Raw genomic sequence first — 16,898 nt, 5'->3', positions numbered from 1 at the left:
CTTTCACCAACGGCAGACTCTCTACTCTTCCCAAATGATATGGCCTTTCATAATCGTTATTAGTATAGCTAATATTTTAGCGCGAGGCAAGTAAAAATTGTCTGGCAGACCACATTAAACCAACAGAACCATGCGAATATGAAACATTTTATGCCCATACTCATTTTTCAGAAAATCAGTCATAAAATCTGTTATAATTAACAAAAATGAATGGATACGATACAAAGGAGTACAAGATGACCACACGCTATCATATAATTGCTAATCTTCATTCAGGTTCTGGAAAAGGAAAAAAAGTTGTCTTAGATGTTCATAAAAAACTGAATGAGAAAAAGATCCCCTTTCTTTTATATCAAACAGAGTATCGAAAACATGCCATCACTTTAATCCAGAAAGTTATAGCGAATATGAATCTCGAAACAGATCGTATTTTAGTTATCGGCGGAGATGGAACTTTACATGAAGTAATTGCTGGAATGTCTTTGCTTGAGAAAAAAATTCCAGTTGGTTACTTACCTGCAGGCACCGGCAACGATTTCGCAAGAGCAATCGATTTACCGACAAGTTATCATAAAGGTTTAGCAAATATCTTACATGCTGAAGAACCACAAATAATGGAATGTTTTCTCTATGAAGATGCTGAACTCAAAACCATTGGTGTTGGTCTAAATAGTTTAGGCATGGGCTTCGATGGGAAAATAATCGAAATATTAGATAATAAGCACACGAAAAGAAACATACTTTCTGCTGTCCGCTTAGAAAAACTTATTTATCTAAACAGCATTGCCGATGCCTTTAAAAAAAGAAAAACATTTGAGGTAGAGGTTACAGTTGATAATAAGACCAGCACGTATTCAGATGTTCTAATTGCAGGAGCAATGAATCACCCGTACTTCGGTGGAGGAATCAAGATTGATCCAGAATCAAATCCAAATACAAGTGAATTAGCGATTATGATTATCAAAAATCTATCTTTCCCAAATTTGGTTCGACTCCTGACAAAAGTTTTGACAAGCGGAAAGCATATTCATTCTCCGTACTTCGAAAGGTTAGCTGGCAAAGAGTTAGAAATTAAAGTATCGGAGCCAGTACCTACTCAAGTAGATGGAGAGCTTTTACCAGAGGAACAATATCATTTTCATTTTAAACTATCTGCTTTTTTATTGTGGAAATAACATACTATCAGATTATAAAAAGAAGTAGACTGCCCTTTTTGATCAGTCTGCTTCTTTTTATAGACTCTCTGCCTTCGATGTCTAGCGATCCAAGACTGTCTGTTTTTTCTTATTTCATAAATTGTTCAGGAGTAATTCCTTCCATTCCGATTAAAGGATCGATACCGGCGCTTCTCACTAATTCTACTGTCAAGAGGTAATTAGCTGGCTGCTTTTGTTTTTCCTCATTCTTCTCCTTTGATGACTCTTCAATGGTTTTTGGAACTTCCACAATTATTTTATCACTATTTTTGTTACGGACTAACTTTTCAATCAGCATCGTTTTTCGTAAATCACCGGTATTTTTTATTGCAAAATCAAAGGCATCAATTTCACCGCATAAAATCAATTTACTCTTACTGCGTGTAACAGCTGTATAAAGTAAGTTGCGCTTCAACATTCGTCCGTATTGTCGAACCATGGGTAAGATAACCATTGAAAACTCACTACCTTGTGCTTTATGAATGGAACAACAATAAGCTAGAGTAAATTTGTTCCAATCATTCTTTTTATAGGTAACTTCGACACTATCGAATACAATCGTTATTTCATCCACTTTATCTTCCGTTTCTTTAGCGTACTGAATGCTTACAATTTCACCAATGTCACCATTAAAAATATTTAATTCAGGTTGATTCACCAGCTGCAAGACTTTATCTCCTACGCGATAAACAAAATCAAAATGCTGTACCTCTCTTCTTTGTTTATTTGGGTTCGGGTTCAAAATTTCCTGCATCATATTGTTTAATGCGTTAATTCCTGCTGGCCCTTTATACATAGGCGCAAGGATTTGAATGTCTTTTGAAGTAAAGCCCTTTGCTTTTGCTTTTTCTACTACAACTCGAATGAGTGGTTCAATCTGGCTTGCATTACAAGGAAAGAAAGAACGGTCGCTTTGATTACGAGTAAAATCACCCGGTAACTGTCCCTCTTTGATTTCATGAGCCAACGGTATGATTGAAGAACCATCCGCTTGACGGTAAATTTGACGTAATTCGATATGAGGTATGACGCGGCTGTTTAGCAAGTCAAATAATACTTGTCCGGGTCCGACAGATGGCAGTTGGTCTTTATCGCCAACAAAGATGACCTGCATGCCTGCCGGTATTGATTTCAACAATCGGTTCATTAACCAAGTATCCACCATGGATGCCTCGTCGATGATAAGCAGTTTTCCTTCTAATTCTTGTGTATAAAGGTCGTCATTTGGATTTTCTTGTCCCGTCAACCCTAGTAGACGGTGAATTGTACTACTTGGGATACCTGTCATCTCGTTCATTCTCTTTGCAGCTCGACCAGTCGGAGCTGCCATAATAATTGGATAAATCCCTTCGGTATATTCCAGAGAATTTGCGGGAAGACCGTTTAACTCACAAAACATATGGACAATTCCATTTAATACTGTCGTCTTTCCAGTTCCCGGACCTCCCGTCAGAATGAAAAAAGGAGTCGTTAATGCCTGGTATATCGCATCTGTCTGAACCTTATCGTACTGTATGTTTAGCTTTGCTTGCATTTTTTCGATTTCTTTTTCGATAGGAACGCCAGGATATTCAATCTCTCTATTCTTTTTCAGCAATCGATCCAAAGTAGAAGCAATTCCTTCTTCAGCAAAGAATAAAGATGGTAAAGCAAATCGTTTGTTATCTTCTACAATTTTCATATCTTGAACCATTTCAACAACCGATTCAATCAGTAGGTGTTCATCAATAACAAATCGTCGTGTGTTTTCCAATAATTGTAAAGATTTATCCAACAATTCATTGCTATCTACATAGGTATCCCCATTTGATAAAGAAAGGTCTTGAATCGTTGCCAATACAGCTCCCTTGATCCGATTTTTATCGTCCGGACCAATCTCCAGCTCCATCGCTAATTGATCAGCTCTTCGAAAGCCAATCCCTTCAATATCCTCGATCAATTGATAGGGATTTTCCCTAATTGTTTTTAACGTATCCGATTTGTAAAATTGCATAATGGTTGCAGCTTGATTATTTGTAAATCCAAGGTTTGCAAGTTCAATAATTATTTTTTCAGTCCCTTGTACTTCTTGCAGGACTTCAGAGACTACCGTTCGTTTTTTTTCATTTAATCCAGCGACTTCTTTCAAACAATCAGCATCATTTAAAATCTTATCAATAGCCCCTTCACCGAGGGTTTCAACAATTTTTTCAGCTGTACGCTGCCCAATCCCTGGGAAACGATCACTCGACAAAAAAGCAATCACGCCATTTTTACCAGTTGGTTTCTCTCTTTCATAACTGATTGCCTGAAATTGTGTACCGTATTTTGGATGCGCTACAGTAGTCCCTAAAAAACGGTATACAGTATCTAACGTAATATCGCCAAAATTACCAGTCACAACTATTTCATCTTTATCGAAAGGAAAATTATTTTCATGAAGTTCAATTAAAAGAACTTTATAAAAATTAGAAGGATTTTCAAAGAAAACAGCTTTGATCTCTCCTAATATATACGGCTGTTCACCCATTTCCATAATCCAATCTCTCCCTTCGCCTATTAATTCATAACGTATCCTATTATATACCAAATGATAGCTAGTGTGCAAAAAGCTCCTTCGTTTCAAAATAACTCAAAAAAAAATGGGGCTGGGAAAAAACTCCCGGCCCCTCTAGTATTAACGAATAATAGTGGTGTAAACGTGCTCAAAAAGGCAGATCCGACATCCACTTCACGAATAATGCGCGGATGGTCTTCGTCCATCCTGTGCTTATTCGTTCCAGTGATTCGGATCTAAACGCCTTTTTTCCCACTCTCATTTTTTATATGTATTGTAATTCTTTTTGTGCTTGGAAAGCTTTGTCGATGATTCCGCCGCCTAAACATTCCATGCCATCATAGAAAACAACTGCTTGTCCAGGTGTAATTGCACGAACTGGTTTATCAAAAACAACTTTTGCTTCCGTTTGATCGTCGTTCAAGATAACTGTTACAGATGTATCTTCTTGACGGTAGCGGAATTTCGCTGTACAAGTAAATGTACTTGGCATCTTTTCATTAGTAGTAAAATGAATATCGGTTGCCAATAAATGTTCTGCGTATAATCGCTCATGATGATATCCTTGACCGACAATTAATGTGTTGGTTTCTAATTCTTTTCCTATTACAAACCAAGGATCATCAGTGTTTCCACCGCCGCCGATTCCCAATCCTTTACGTTGACCGATGGTATAATACATAAGGCCTGCATGCTCGCCCATTTTCTTACCATCCACGGTCATCATACTACCAGATGTTGCAGGAAGATAATTAGAAAGAAATTCTTTGAAATTCTTCTCTCCAATAAAACAAATACCCGTTGAATCTTTTTTCTTAGCTGTAGCAAGACCTGCTGCTTCTGCAATTTGTCTTACTTCTGATTTTTCCATACTACCTAGCGGGAACATTGTCTTTGCTAATTGCTCTTGCGACAATTGATTTAAGAAATAAGTTTGGTCCTTGTTCTTATCGACACCTCTTAACAAATGAGCTACACCATTTTCATCACGTTTCACTTGAGCGTAATGTCCTGTTGCCACATATTCCGCACCCAAGTCCATTGCATAATCTAAAAATGCTTTGAATTTAATTTCTTTGTTACACATAACGTCTGGATTGGGAGTGCGACCTTTTTTATATTCTTCTAAAAAGTACTGGAATACTTTATCCCAATATTCCGTTTCAAAATTTACAGAATAATATGGAATACCAATTTGTTGTGCGACTGCTTGAACATCTTTATAATCTTCTGTCGCAGTACAAAAACCAAATTCGTCTGTATCGTCCCAATTTTTCATAAAAATACCAATGACATCATAGCCTTGTTCTTTCAATAATAGTGCTGTTACAGACGAGTCTACCCCACCACTCATTCCAACAACTACTCTAATTTTTGATTTGTCTTCCATTGTCACATCCTCCTTTCCCTTACAAGCTACTTCCTAAAAATAAGTAGCTTTTACACAAGATAAAATAATACACTATTCCAACTGATAATTCAAGTCTTTTACTTACTTTAAAAAAGTTATCATCATCAAGATTAACTGATGAATCGGATAATAACCATATCCCAGCCATTTAGGGAATCGAGGTAAGCGCCATTCAAATGGAAGCAAGATTGGTATGACTGCCAATAAAGCAAAGATTTGAATAGAGTTTATATAATCAATGTGAACAAGCAATAGAAGCGGTATTCCTAACTTTATGTCTTTTCGAACCATTAGATAAATTGCCCATCCTAATAAAAAGCCATAAATACTGTATTCTGTAAAATAGCTCAATAATAATCCTGGAATAAAAAAAGAAGGATATTTTAAAGACACCGCAAAAATAGCCAAGGTGAATAATATATTCAGATAGTTTCCAGTCATACTTGTAACCAGTATACTGATCAAGCCTGTTCCAACAAGTCGCAGAATATAATTTCGGAAGTCACTCGTTTTTTCAACAGCTTGAATCGTCGTATAGAGAAAACAAGGAAAAGCAATCCTTCCAATTAGACGAAGCCAGACCACAGAAGGAAATAAAAAATAACCAATATGATCGATGGTCATAGTCGTAATCGCAAGCCATTTTATCGTATTTGCCTTTTGATTCATTTTTATTCCCCCCTTGTGGAAATAGAAAAAGGAGAAGACTGAATGGGCCCTCTCCTCATTTATCAACTAATCAAAGTATACCGTTTCCCCTCGGTTTAGCCAAGAATAAACGAAACCTATTATTAATCCCCCGCCGATATAATTTCCAATCAAAGCAAAAATCCAATTATGGAGAACTGATCCCATTGTCATACCGGGAACTGCTCCACCACTTGCAAATAATGCCATTGCAAAGGAAGAAAAGTTAGCAATAACGTGTTCAAAACCAAGAAATGCGAAGATAAAGATAATGAATACTGTTGCAAAAAGCTTCCCTGCATCATCTTTCATCCGTGCAGAAGCTACGACTGCAGTATTAACGATAATATTCGCAAAGATTCCTTCTGAGATAATTTGCAAGGTAGTTTTGGTTAGTTTTCCAGAAACAGCCGTAATTAAGTAATGATTACTTGATAAATCTTGAAAAGCATTTGTTTGTGAAATGATATACGAAAAAAGGATTCCTCCAAGTAAATTACATGAAATGCAAGTAGCTAAAAGTTTAACAGCTTGAATCGGCTTAACGACTTTACGATGAACTCCCACAGTCAAATACATCATATTACTAGTGCCTAATTCAGTATCCATATAGATTATCATTACTAATGACCAACTAAACATAAACGAATACAAAAATTTACCTAAATCAGGATGGATATGATTGCCTTTCTCACCGACCATCACCGCTATTGCAGTTCCGATTGTTAAAAACATGCCGGCCAGCATGCATCTCACCATGTATTTAGGTATGGAATGTGTAAAAAGATGTTCTTTCTTCTTTGCATTCTTATCAAGCACTGACATAAGTCCTTGATTATCCAATTCCAATTCTTTCATCTCCTTGTTTGTGATTTACTGAATTAGTATAGCACAATCCCTTGAAATCGCAATAAGTAAATTGGCTGTTTTCAGTAATAATTTATCAACGATTTTCATAAAAGAAAAAAACAGACTGATAATTTTATCTCAGCCCGTTCACAATGCAATCGCAATCTTCTGTTTACACTTCTTCTAATACTTTTTCTGTCACTAGTCCTTCTAGAATATATTCAATGTTTTCAACAACCGTCTGCATACTGTCTTTCCCATAAACTTCCAGAGTTTTTAATCCATTTGCAGTAGTTGTCGACATTCTGAGTGTTTCTAAATCCTTGGATACCAAGATTTTCAACATAATTCCTTGTGTGCTATTCAAAGCATTCACATTACGGAAATATTGAAAATTCCCCGTCTTTGTTTCTTGAAAACCATTATCACGTAAGGTATACCTTTTTACATCTTCATGAAGACGGTATTCTTTTGATGATCCTTTTAGTCCAGAAATACTATCATATGCCATAATCATTCTCCTGCCTTTTTCTTCATTCTACCATAGGGTAAAAAGTCTAGCTATATCAAGATTATTTTCTTTTTTGTATTCTTTCGATTAAATCAACAAATAGAAGAATTTCTTCTTTTGTGTTTCCACTCCCAAATGAAACGCGAATGGATTCCACAATCCGTCGACTGTTTTTCCCAAACATTGCTGAAAGCACATGACTTGGTTCTAAACTTCCTGCCGTACAAGCAGACCCGGCTGAAATAAAGATATCGTTCAAGTCACATTGAATTAAAAATTTATCCGATTGAATGCCTGGCAAATATAGATTCAAAATGTGCGGAAGTCCTCCGCTTTCCATACCGTTTACAGAAAAGGCAATCTCTCTTTTGGTTAATTCTTGCAGAAAAAAACTTTTCAACTCTTCTTTTTGTTGATTGTTCTCATCGCGCTTGCGTAACATATTTTCAACTGCTTGAGCAAATCCAGCAATGTAGGGTGTATTTTCAGTTCCAGCTCGATGGTCATTTTCTTGTGTTCCACCGTGAATATAGTTCGGCAAATGGTAATTATTTCTGCGATACAAGAATCCAATACCTTTTGGTCCATTGAGTTTATGAGCGGTTACCGATAATAAATCAATCTTTTCCTTCTCGACATTTATTTCCTTTGAACCGTACACTTGTACTGCATCCGTGTGAAATAAAGCAGAATGATTTGCCACTATCGATCCAATTTCTTCAATAGGATTGATAGAACCAACTTCATTATTTCCATAAATAACCGAGACTAGAATGGTATCTGGTCGCAGTGCTTCTTCTACTTGTTGTGCAGTCACTCTAGCTGTTTCATCAACAGCTAAATAAGTTACTTCAAAACCAAGTTTCTCCAAATATTGCATAGGATGAAGAACCGAATGATGTTCCACTGCAGTTGTAATTAAATGTTTCCCTTTTTCTTGCAGAGCGAGTGCAGTTCCGATAATAGCTGTATTATTCGATTCAGAAGCACCACTGGTAATAATAAGATCTTTTTCTTGCGCCTGTATTGAGCGTGCAAAAATTTTCCGAGCATCTTCAATTACTTTCCGAGCTTCCCTTCCTTTCTGATAAAGGCTGGAAGGATTTCCATACTGATCTCTTAAAGCTTTTTCAATTATAACGACCACATCTGCATCAATAGGTGTAGTTGCGGCATGGTCTAAATAAATCATTTCTTTTCCTTCTTTCTATGTTCACTCCTGTGTGGTCTATGATACTTTGTTTAAATACCCTTGCAGCCAGCCCGCTAAAGTTTCTCTTAACTGTAATTCTGCTTTATTAAAATTCGTTTTGTTTATTTTTTCAATCTTCGGGAACAACTCTCTAGACTTTTCAATATTTATTTCCATAAAAAGCGTATAGGCAATTTGTGTAATAATGGAATGAGAGTAGTAGTCTTTCAACCCCGAATGATTTTCTATTTTCTCCATCATTTTCTTTGCTTCTTCTCTCCGCCCAAAAATAGCATCACAAAATAATTTTTCTGCAGCAATCATACGTACATAAGGAGATTTCATAAAATCCGTACTCTCTATATATTCCGATAAAATGCGATCCGCTTCAACAAAATTTAACTGTTCCATTAACGCTTGATAATAAACCATCATTGGGTATTCCCCTAGAAACGATTGCTTAGCCTTCCCATCTTTTACTTCTGTAAAATAGTTCGTTGGAATTTCAGAATAAACTTTTCCTGCTTGTAATAAAGCGCCCATTTCAATCTGCTTAAAATATAAAGTTTTATTTAATGTTGATTTCCTGATTTCTTGAATCATCCTGCCATCCGTCGCACCATAAGGAAGTGCATTTCCTAAAAATAATAATAAAGCTGGCAGTGAAAACAGGAATGAATAAAACCCCAATTTACCAACAAAGTAAAAAGAGCCGGCATATAAAAGAGCCCCTGTCAGAAAGTTTACAATGAGACCTCCAGCCAAATACAAAAAATAAGGCTTTTCTGTATCATCTTTCTTATTCGAAATATTCATTAAGCATTGACCTAACATGCCAGCAGGAGAGTTTTTTCCGCCCGATATTGATTTTGTATTCGCATCATAATGAAAATATGGGATATGGAAATAAATCAAATGATACCCAGTTAATTTACCAAAAATGAAATGTCCTATTTCATGTAATATAACGTGGAAAAACACTGAATAAGCTGCTAAAATAATTACCACGAAAAATTCATAAAAAGGAATCATAATAAATAAATCTGCTAATACCAAATTATTTCCTAGAAAATAACCGATACTTAAACCAACTAACGCTAGAAAAATAAAGATGCGTTGACTTGCTTTCATTTACGAACCTCCTTTTCATTCCTCAGTAAATCCATTTCTGGGAATAATAAAGAAAGTACGTCCAATGTAAGTCTTCTTCCTTTTCCTTCATAAGGATAAATATGCATCATCATCATCGGATTAAAATTTGCTTCAATAACACCGTAACCGGGATTTTCTTTGGTAGAAGGAATTCGATAGTCTTTAATCATCATGTCCATTCCAGAAATAGTCGCTCCTAGAGCTTGGGCCATTTCTCCAGCTAAAATCTTGTAACTTTCATCCACTTTGTCCGTATAATCAATCGAGTCTCCGCCTGTACTTACATTCGAATTATCACGTAAATAAACAGTTACCCCTTCTGCTGGAATATCTTCTAACGTATACCCTTGTTCTTCCAAGGTCATCATTTCAATTTTGCCTAATTCAATCTTTTCGAGTGGACTGCGATGGTTTCTCCCTCTTAATGGATCATTGTTTTTTGCTTCTACCAGTTCGTTAATGGTATGTACGCCATCTCCCGTAACATTTGCTGGAACCCGTAATAAAACAGCTTTTGTCTCCTTGCCAATTACAAAGAAACGATACTCTGTCCCTTCAACAAAATCTTCAACCAGAATTGTCGAATCTTCCTCAAAAGCAATTTCTACTGCTTTGGTGAAGTTCTCTTTACTTGCTCCTTCACGAAAAATACTGATTCCTAAGCCGTAATTCGTAGATTTTGGTTTGATGACAAAAGCTTTCTTTTCAAATAACGAGAAATCTTTCACTGCCTCTTCCGAATTCTGATATTCTTTACTTTCTGGAACACTATAGCCATTTTTAGCCAATATTTTTTTCGTAACAACTTTATTTTCCATGATTAAAGGAGAAATATAAGTATCTAAAGAAGTCATATTACCATTTTTTATATATTCAAGATGATTGTTATATTCTAAAGAAAGAAATTGATCGGACCGATCTAATATATCAATTTCAAATCCGTGTTGAATTGCGTCAAACAGTAAAATCTGGGTAGATAGTTCCATATCTTCGAAACCAGCTAATGTATAAGGTCTTTCTAGAGCTGTTTCTTTTGTTTGTTTAGCTTTTTTGACTCCCCATTCAAGCAAGTCTTGTCCATTTTCTTTCATGGAAGCTAGTCGTCCGCTAAGCGTCTTTTCAGGATACGTAAACGCGGCCAACTTTTCTTTTGCGATATCAATTGATTCGCTGTCAGCATTTATTTCTTCTAGCATTTCAATTATTCCAGATAACAATTGGATTCCTTCATCTTGGAAAGCTGAGACAGAGAGTGGATCTTCAAAAGCAGTCTGGTAGTTCATTTCATGACCCTTTTCCCAATCATCCTCGGAAGCCGCTTCCTCGATCCAAAGCAAATACATAAAAAATAGGTGAATGAATTGCATATCTTCAGCTGTAATGCCATATTCGGCAAATGGGTTTAAATCAAACAGACGAAATTCTAAATAAGTGATGCCATTCTTCAATACTTCACGCGCATTTTTACCGCCTCGAAAACGAACGGATGAATAAAACTCTTTTTCTTCAATTAATTTGCCATCTTCTACCATTTTTTCAATGGTTTCGACATATTCTTCGATTGTTCGAAAAGATACGTGAACGTCTTCACTGTTTACATACCCATATTTGCTGCTTCTTAAACTTCTTATCAAACGATCAGGAATGTCATCTGGTATTTTGTTATCTTGAAAATACTCAGCTTTTGTTTCAATGGATGCGCCTAATAAGTATGTTAATATCCATTGATACCGTAAAAAATTATGTGTAAGTTTAAAATATATCTGTGTTTGGAAAGCCCGGTAATTATCATACTTCTGTTGTTTTGAAAAAAGAGCTTGTAAAAAATCTTGGTGAAACTCGAAATTATAATGGATGCCACTCATCATTTGTTTTTTCTTTCCATACACTTGAGCCAAATATTCACGGTAATGAACATCTTCTTTTTTATCAAGCTTCGCAACCTGGATATTTTCTTCCGTCGGCATGATTGAAGGCAGACTGAAAGGCAATAAATATTCATCAGATGGAATGGTTCGATGAACAACATCATGAATAGCAGCCAGCCATTCCATCACTTCTCCAACAGAATCAACCGGTGGCGTAACCAGTTCTAACTGACTCTCTGCAAAATCTGTCTGTATATATGGGTGAAAATTTCGATTTCCAAATTCGATTGGATGAGAACTTTCCGTAATTGTTCCATCCTCTTTTATTCTTTGAGATTCTTTTTCAATCCCGAATACTGCTTTTGTAAATAAGTTTTCCCACTTATTCTCTTTGATGATTGATTTGATATTCATCTACATTACTCTCTTTCGTCTACATTTTTGCGTTATGTCTATTATAGCCATATTCGACTACTTTGATAAGTAGCTTGCTTTTAAATATTTAGAAAAGCGGACAAAGCTTTACTCTGAAGAATACTATCATAGTCTAAGCTTCAAAGGAAAACGAATGTTTGTTCTATTTTGTGTTTTGTCTTATAATAAGAGTACAAACAGATGAGAGGAATTAATTCTATGAAGAAACCATTAGCCTATCGGATGCGTCCAACAAACATTGATGAAGTCGTTGGGCAACAACATCTTGTAGGGCCTAACAAGATTATCCGACGAATGGTAGAAGCTCACATGTTGTCTTCAATGATTTTATATGGTCCTCCGGGAACAGGCAAAACCAGTATTGCAAGCGCGATTTCCGGATCTACGAATTCAGCCTTTCGGCATTTAAACGCAGCGACTGATTCAAAAAAAGACTTGCAGATTGTAGTCGAAGAAGCAAAATTTTCTGGACAAGTCATTCTGCTTCTTGATGAAATCCATCGATTGGATAAACCAAAACAAGACTTTTTACTGCCCCATCTGGAAAGTGGCTTAGTCATTCTGATTGGAGCAACCACCGAGAATCCATATATTAGTATTAATCCGGCGATTCGCAGTAGATCTCAGATTTTTGAAGTAAAACCTCTGTCGATTGAAGACATTATCGTGGCACTTGAGCGTGCGTTAAAAGATGAAAAAAACGGCTTAGGCGGACTTGCTATTAAACTGGATGAGAATGCCCTCCTTCACTTTGCAAGGAGCTCTATGGGTGATCTAAGAGGTTCTTTGAATGCTCTTGAGCTTGCAGCTCTATCCACACCAGGAAATGAGGAAAATGAAATTCATATTACACTAGAAATTGCTGAAGAATGTTTGCAGCGGAAGGCTTTGGTACATGATAAAGATGGGGATGCCCATTATGATGTCATTTCCGCTTTCCAAAAATCAATACGCGGAAGCGATGTTGATGCTGCTCTGCATTACTTGGCACGCTTGATAGAGGCAGGAGAATTAATTATTATCTGCAGAAGATTGATGGTTTGCGCATACGAGGACATTGGTCTCGGCAATCCTGCAGCAGTCTCTCGTGCTGTCACAGCTGTTCAGGCTGCTGAAAAACTAGGTCTTCCTGAAGCAAGAATTCCTTTAGCTCATGCCGTAGTGGATCTTGCCTTGTCGCCGAAATCCAATTCGGGAATTGAAGCGATTGATGCTGCTTTGACCGATGTACGTAACGGAAAATCAGGCGAAGTACCTCTTCACTTAAAAGATTCACATTACCAAGGAGCAAAAGACCTGGGACGCGGCATTGATTATAAATTCCCCCATGCATTCGACAATCATTGGGTGCAACAACAATACTTGCCTGATACGATAAAAAAGGCCCAATACTATGAACCAGTTATTACTGGTAAATATGAAAGTGCCCTCGCTCAACAAGTCAGACAGCTGCGAGAAAAAAGCATGGACTAACAGAAGGTTACGCTTCCAACATTGATAGAGATAGACTTTTTATAAAAAACAAAGTGTGAAATCTTGCATATTTTTATTCTATATGCTACTATACTTACAAGAAGTTCTGAGGTGTGCGATATATTCTCAATGTGTTGACCGAACAAATAATTACTACACTGGGATCCTTGATTTTTGATGGATAGCAAGCCACATCATATGGAAGCTAGTAAATCGATTTGTGGAGCCCACCTGCTAATACTGCGGGTTCAAAACTAGTAGAATTACATAAACCGGCACCATCGGATTTTCTCTATAAAGTTTTATACTTTAGAGCCGCTCTCTGAGCGGCTTTTTATTGTCCTATTTCTTTTTTTGAAAGGAGAAATCATGATTCAGTTATTAATCGGTCTTTTTGCCCTGCTATTATTTCTTGTCAGCTGGTTTTTAATAAAAAAAGCAAACCACGCTTTTATCTTATTTCCCGAAAAACTCTCGACAGAACAACGAAAAAAAATGAATGTTTTCTTTCAAACGAACGGAATCATCTATTTTGTTACAGGAATTGTTTTTATTATTAGTATTTTCATCAATCAAAAAAATCTCTATGCTGTATTGCTTTTGTTGATTTCACTTCATTCAGCCTTCTTTTCTTTTCAACTCTCTAAGTTTCTGAAAGGAAAATAAGCGTTCTCATTCATTTCTTTTTATTTTCAGTAAAGTAGGTTACAATATACCTATAAGGAATAAAAGAAATGGAGTGATTATGATGTTGCAAGAATATACAACAATATTAGCGCCGATTGATGGTTCAAGTGAGTCAGAATTAGCATTTCGAAAAGCGATTGAAGTTTCAAAGAGAAACAATGCAAAATTGATTATTGCTCATATAATCGATACGAGAGCGATTCAAACTCCATCTGGTTTTGAAGGAGACTTTACGGATGAAATTATCCGCCAAACAAAAATCATGATGGATGAATACGAAAAAATAGCAAAAGACGCCGGTCTTACCTCCATCGAAACACGTATTGAATATGGATCTCCTAAAGTAATGATTGGAAAAGATTTGCCTGATCAATACAATATTGATTTGATTATGATTGGAGCAACAGGGCTGAACGCAGTTGAGCGTCTCTTTATTGGATCTGTTTCTGAATATGTCATACGTCATTCACCATGTGACGTTATGGTTGTCCGAACAGATTTGGAAAACAAAAAAGTGAAATAAAAATTATATCAATTAAGTTATGATAAAAAAGCAATGAACATTCTTCGATAAGAAGATATTCATTGCTTTTTTCACACTCTTTATTAAAGGTGCTCAAAAAAGCAGAAGCGGGCTGCTTCCCGTAAAATGCCGAGGAGATGTGCTCCTCTTCCGCTTTTTCGGTCCAACAGCTCACTTCTGATCGCTTTTTTTCACACTCTTTATTTTCCTAGGCGAATTACGTCGTTTAGGATAACTTTTTCTTCGTCTGTCGGGATTAGAACAACCTTAACTTTTGCATCATCAGTAGATACAATTCTTTCTACTCCACGAACATTATTTTTCTCTTCATCAATGTCACAGCCAAACCAGCTGATTCCATCAATAATAATTTTACGTGTAATTGCTGAGTTTTCACCGATACCAGCTGTAAACACAATTGCATCTACACCGTTCATTGTTGCAATGTATTGGCCAATGTATTTTTGAACACGATTATAAAAAATATCCAATGCCACTTGTGCACGTTCGTTACCTTCTTCGGCTGCAGTTTCAACATCACGCATATCACTGGAAACGCCAGACAATCCTAATAATCCGGATTTTTTATTCAAAATGTTAATCATTTCTTTAATATCTGTAATTTCTAATTTATCCATTAAATATGGTAATAATGATGCGTCAATATCGCCGGAACGTGTTCCCATAGTAACTCCCGCTAGTGGCGTGAATCCCATAGATGTGTCTACTGATTTCCCACCATCAACAGCAGTAATGGAAGCTCCATTCCCTAAGTGACAAGTAATGATTTTCAAATCTTCCAACGGTTTGCCTAAAAGTTCTGCGGCACGTTCAGAAACATATTGGTGGCTTGTTCCATGAGCTCCGTATTTACGAGCGGCAAAATCTTCGTAATATTCCATTGGGATACTATAAAGGTAGTTTTCTTTTGGCATAGTAGTGTGGAATGCCGTATCAAATACAGCAACACTTGTAATTTCTGGCAATAGTTTTTTGAAAGCACGAATACCAGTAGCGTTAGCTGGATTATGCAATGGTGCTAAATCACCCAATGCTTCGATTTTTTCCAGAACATCATCATTAATCAAAGTAGACTCTTTGAAGTCTTCCCCTCCAGCAACAACACGATGACCAACGCCAGAGATTTCATTAAAGTCAGCAATAATTCCTAAATCAACTAATTGCGTCATTAATTTCTCAACTGCAATCTCATGATTGTCGATGTCTTCCGTTACTGAGTATTTTTTATCTTCACCATATTTAATTGTGAAAATGGAGTCTTTAAGACCGATTCTTTCGATAATTCCTGATGAAAGAATTGATTCTTCCGGCATTTGATATAAAGTAAATTTCAAACTGGAACTTCCAGCGTTAATTGCAATAATTTTTGACATTCGTTTTTTCCGCTCCTAACAAAATTTAATGATGCTATCAAAAAATATTATAACATAGTTTTTATCACTTTGATACGTATTGATTTCATTGATTTCCTGCGGTTTGTTGAACTTTTAAAACTCATTGGCTGGTACAGAAATTAGCTCACTAGTAACACACTAGCAACAAAAAAACTAATATCTAATTAACGTAAATAAGTTCCGTTTTTTTCATTTCCATCAGTAAGGGATATCGTTAGAGAACATTATCCTATCATGATATATTTAACCTACCAATTAAGAAAGGAGATGACTCTTATGAAAGTATTAGATAATATCGCACTTGGTCTTACGATCGTTGGTGGATTAAACTGGTTATTGGTTGGTCTTTTTGAATTTGATTTAGTCGCTTCTGTTTTTGGTGGACAAACTGCACTTTTAGCTAGAATTGTATATGTTCTTGTTGGTATCAGCTCACTTTATTGTTTGAAGTTTTTTGGACACATTAATAGAGATGGAGTAAATAGAAATGTGTAATGTTTAATAAAAAATAATTCCTGTTATACTTCTTCTACAGCTCTCTGTAGTGCTGTAACTGAACAACCTCTATCGACCTCCTTCGGGAGGTTTTTATGATATTATTGATTGTGAGAGTGGTGAAATATGGAATTTATACAAACAATGATTGAGATAAAATGGCCGTTTTTACTAGTTGAACTAGTGTTTTTAATCGGTGGAATAGCCCTTATAACTAGCGGAATCAAAGTGAGAAAAAAAAGCACTGCAACAGCCATGGTAACTATCATTATAGGTATCGTCATTACATTGGTGTCGCTGTATATTCTATTTATAACCTTCATATTTGGATATAATTCTTAACAAGAAGAAAAACGTATACTCCTCTATACGATTAAAAAACCTACTCCAATCAAGGAAGTAGGTTTTTTAGTGGATTGCTTCATCCATTTTTATTTAATACTATATAAATAAAAAGGAGAGGAATGT

The 16,898-nt window shown here is 36.1% G+C and carries 14 protein-coding genes and 1 other RNA gene; 6 read left to right on the top strand and 9 right to left on the bottom strand.

Annotation, left to right across the window (positions count from 1 at the left end):
* Window positions 1-236: 236 nt before the first annotated feature.
* On the top strand, window positions 237-1,175 hold the full coding sequence (locus tag EJN90_RS11135; RefSeq protein WP_164544073.1) for a diacylglycerol/lipid kinase family protein: 939 nt from the start codon (window positions 237-239) through the stop codon (window positions 1,173-1,175).
* Window positions 1,176-1,284: 109 nt separating this feature from the next.
* Here EJN90_RS11135 and recD2 read toward each other — a convergent pair whose 3' ends face one another.
* The 8 genes from recD2 to gshAB form a co-directional block, all read right to left on the bottom strand.
* Complete coding sequence (gene recD2 / locus EJN90_RS11130) at window positions 1,285-3,711, bottom strand: SF1B family DNA helicase RecD2 (RefSeq protein WP_407657483.1); 2,427 nt, start codon at window positions 3,709-3,711, stop codon at window positions 1,285-1,287.
* 286 nt (window positions 3,712-3,997) lie between these two features.
* Window positions 3,998-5,122, bottom strand: coding sequence for a tRNA 2-thiouridine(34) synthase MnmA (gene mnmA, locus EJN90_RS11125; RefSeq protein ID WP_126111239.1), 1,125 nt, complete (start codon window positions 5,120-5,122; stop codon window positions 3,998-4,000).
* Window positions 5,123-5,224: 102 nt separating this feature from the next.
* Window positions 5,225-5,812 (bottom strand): TraX family protein, encoded by a 588-nt coding sequence (locus EJN90_RS11120; protein WP_126111237.1) that lies wholly within the window; start codon window positions 5,810-5,812, stop codon window positions 5,225-5,227.
* A 66-nt stretch (window positions 5,813-5,878) separates the two neighbouring features.
* Window positions 5,879-6,688 carry a formate/nitrite transporter family protein gene (locus EJN90_RS11115; RefSeq protein WP_227872507.1) on the bottom strand — a complete coding sequence of 270 codons (810 nt, stop codon included), beginning with the start codon at window positions 6,686-6,688 and terminating at the stop codon, window positions 5,879-5,881.
* A 163-nt stretch (window positions 6,689-6,851) separates the two neighbouring features.
* Window positions 6,852-7,190, bottom strand: a complete 339-nt coding sequence (locus tag EJN90_RS11110) for a DUF1831 domain-containing protein (RefSeq protein ID WP_164544072.1) — start codon at window positions 7,188-7,190, stop codon at window positions 6,852-6,854.
* A 61-nt stretch (window positions 7,191-7,251) separates the two neighbouring features.
* Window positions 7,252-8,382 (bottom strand): cysteine desulfurase family protein, encoded by a 1,131-nt coding sequence (locus EJN90_RS11105; protein ID WP_126111231.1) that lies wholly within the window; start codon window positions 8,380-8,382, stop codon window positions 7,252-7,254.
* Window positions 8,383-8,418: 36 nt separating this feature from the next.
* Complete coding sequence (locus tag EJN90_RS11100; protein ID WP_126111229.1) at window positions 8,419-9,513, bottom strand: hypothetical protein; 1,095 nt, start codon at window positions 9,511-9,513, stop codon at window positions 8,419-8,421.
* Window positions 9,510-11,816 carry a bifunctional glutamate--cysteine ligase GshA/glutathione synthetase GshB gene (gene gshAB / locus EJN90_RS11095; protein WP_126111227.1) on the bottom strand — a complete coding sequence of 769 codons (2,307 nt, stop codon included), beginning with the start codon at window positions 11,814-11,816 and terminating at the stop codon, window positions 9,510-9,512. Before gshAB ends, EJN90_RS11100 begins: the two co-directional genes overlap by 4 nt.
* 219 nt (window positions 11,817-12,035) lie before the next feature.
* Here gshAB and EJN90_RS11090 point away from each other — a divergent pair, with 219 nt between their 5' ends.
* The 4 genes from EJN90_RS11090 (at window position 12,036) to EJN90_RS11075 (ending at window position 14,520) form a co-directional block, all read left to right on the top strand.
* Window positions 12,036-13,310 carry a replication-associated recombination protein A gene (locus tag EJN90_RS11090; protein WP_126111225.1) on the top strand — a complete coding sequence of 425 codons (1,275 nt, stop codon included), beginning with the start codon at window positions 12,036-12,038 and terminating at the stop codon, window positions 13,308-13,310.
* Between the two features lie 100 nt (window positions 13,311-13,410).
* Window positions 13,411-13,602, top strand: a non-coding RNA gene (gene ssrS / locus EJN90_RS11085) — 6S RNA.
* A gap of 77 nt (window positions 13,603-13,679) precedes the next feature.
* Window positions 13,680-13,976 carry a hypothetical protein gene (locus tag EJN90_RS11080; protein WP_126111223.1) on the top strand — a complete coding sequence of 99 codons (297 nt, stop codon included), beginning with the start codon at window positions 13,680-13,682 and terminating at the stop codon, window positions 13,974-13,976.
* Between the two features lie 82 nt (window positions 13,977-14,058).
* Window positions 14,059-14,520, top strand: a complete 462-nt coding sequence (locus EJN90_RS11075; RefSeq protein WP_126111221.1) for a universal stress protein — start codon at window positions 14,059-14,061, stop codon at window positions 14,518-14,520.
* Window positions 14,521-14,720: 200 nt separating this feature from the next.
* Here EJN90_RS11075 and EJN90_RS11070 read toward each other — a convergent pair whose 3' ends face one another.
* Window positions 14,721-15,914, bottom strand: coding sequence for an acetate/propionate family kinase (locus tag EJN90_RS11070; protein WP_126111219.1), 1,194 nt, complete (start codon window positions 15,912-15,914; stop codon window positions 14,721-14,723).
* A gap of 297 nt (window positions 15,915-16,211) precedes the next feature.
* Here EJN90_RS11070 and EJN90_RS11065 point away from each other — a divergent pair, with 297 nt between their 5' ends.
* Window positions 16,212-16,430, top strand: a complete 219-nt coding sequence (locus EJN90_RS11065) for a DUF378 domain-containing protein (protein WP_126111217.1) — start codon at window positions 16,212-16,214, stop codon at window positions 16,428-16,430.
* Window positions 16,431-16,898 lie beyond the last annotated feature (468 nt).

The organism is Jeotgalibaca ciconiae (assembly GCF_003955755.1).
GTDB lineage: Bacteria > Bacillota > Bacilli > Lactobacillales > Aerococcaceae > Jeotgalibaca > Jeotgalibaca ciconiae.
Note: the sequence above shows the minus strand (reverse complement) of the source record. Positions and strands in the feature narration are given on the sequence as shown.

Excerpts from the sequence above, each read along its gene's own strand:
- mnmA (WP_126111239.1), bottom strand. The coding sequence starts at position 5,122 with ATGGAAGACAAATCAAAAATTAGAGTAGTTGTTGGAATGAGTGGTGGG.
- EJN90_RS11100 (WP_126111229.1), bottom strand. The coding sequence starts at position 9,513 with ATGAAAGCAAGTCAACGCATCTTTATTTTTCTAGCGTTAGTTGGTTTA.
- gshAB (WP_126111227.1), bottom strand. The coding sequence starts at position 11,816 with ATGAATATCAAATCAATCATCAAAGAGAATAAGTGGGAAAACTTATTT.
- EJN90_RS11110 (WP_164544072.1), bottom strand. The coding sequence starts at position 7,190 with ATGGCATATGATAGTATTTCTGGACTAAAAGGATCATCAAAAGAATAC.
- EJN90_RS11090 (WP_126111225.1), top strand. The coding sequence starts at position 12,036 with ATGAAGAAACCATTAGCCTATCGGATGCGTCCAACAAACATTGATGAA.
- EJN90_RS11080 (WP_126111223.1), top strand. The coding sequence starts at position 13,680 with ATGATTCAGTTATTAATCGGTCTTTTTGCCCTGCTATTATTTCTTGTC.
- EJN90_RS11135 (WP_164544073.1), top strand. The coding sequence starts at position 237 with ATGACCACACGCTATCATATAATTGCTAATCTTCATTCAGGTTCTGGA.
- EJN90_RS11105 (WP_126111231.1), bottom strand. The coding sequence starts at position 8,382 with ATGATTTATTTAGACCATGCCGCAACTACACCTATTGATGCAGATGTG.
- EJN90_RS11070 (WP_126111219.1), bottom strand. The coding sequence starts at position 15,914 with ATGTCAAAAATTATTGCAATTAACGCTGGAAGTTCCAGTTTGAAATTT.
- recD2 (WP_407657483.1), bottom strand. The coding sequence starts at position 3,711 with ATGGAAATGGGTGAACAGCCGTATATATTAGGAGAGATCAAAGCTGTT.
- EJN90_RS11120 (WP_126111237.1), bottom strand. The coding sequence starts at position 5,812 with ATGAATCAAAAGGCAAATACGATAAAATGGCTTGCGATTACGACTATG.
- EJN90_RS11065 (WP_126111217.1), top strand. The coding sequence starts at position 16,212 with ATGAAAGTATTAGATAATATCGCACTTGGTCTTACGATCGTTGGTGGA.
- EJN90_RS11075 (WP_126111221.1), top strand. The coding sequence starts at position 14,059 with ATGTTGCAAGAATATACAACAATATTAGCGCCGATTGATGGTTCAAGT.
- EJN90_RS11115 (WP_227872507.1), bottom strand. The coding sequence starts at position 6,688 with ATGAAAGAATTGGAATTGGATAATCAAGGACTTATGTCAGTGCTTGAT.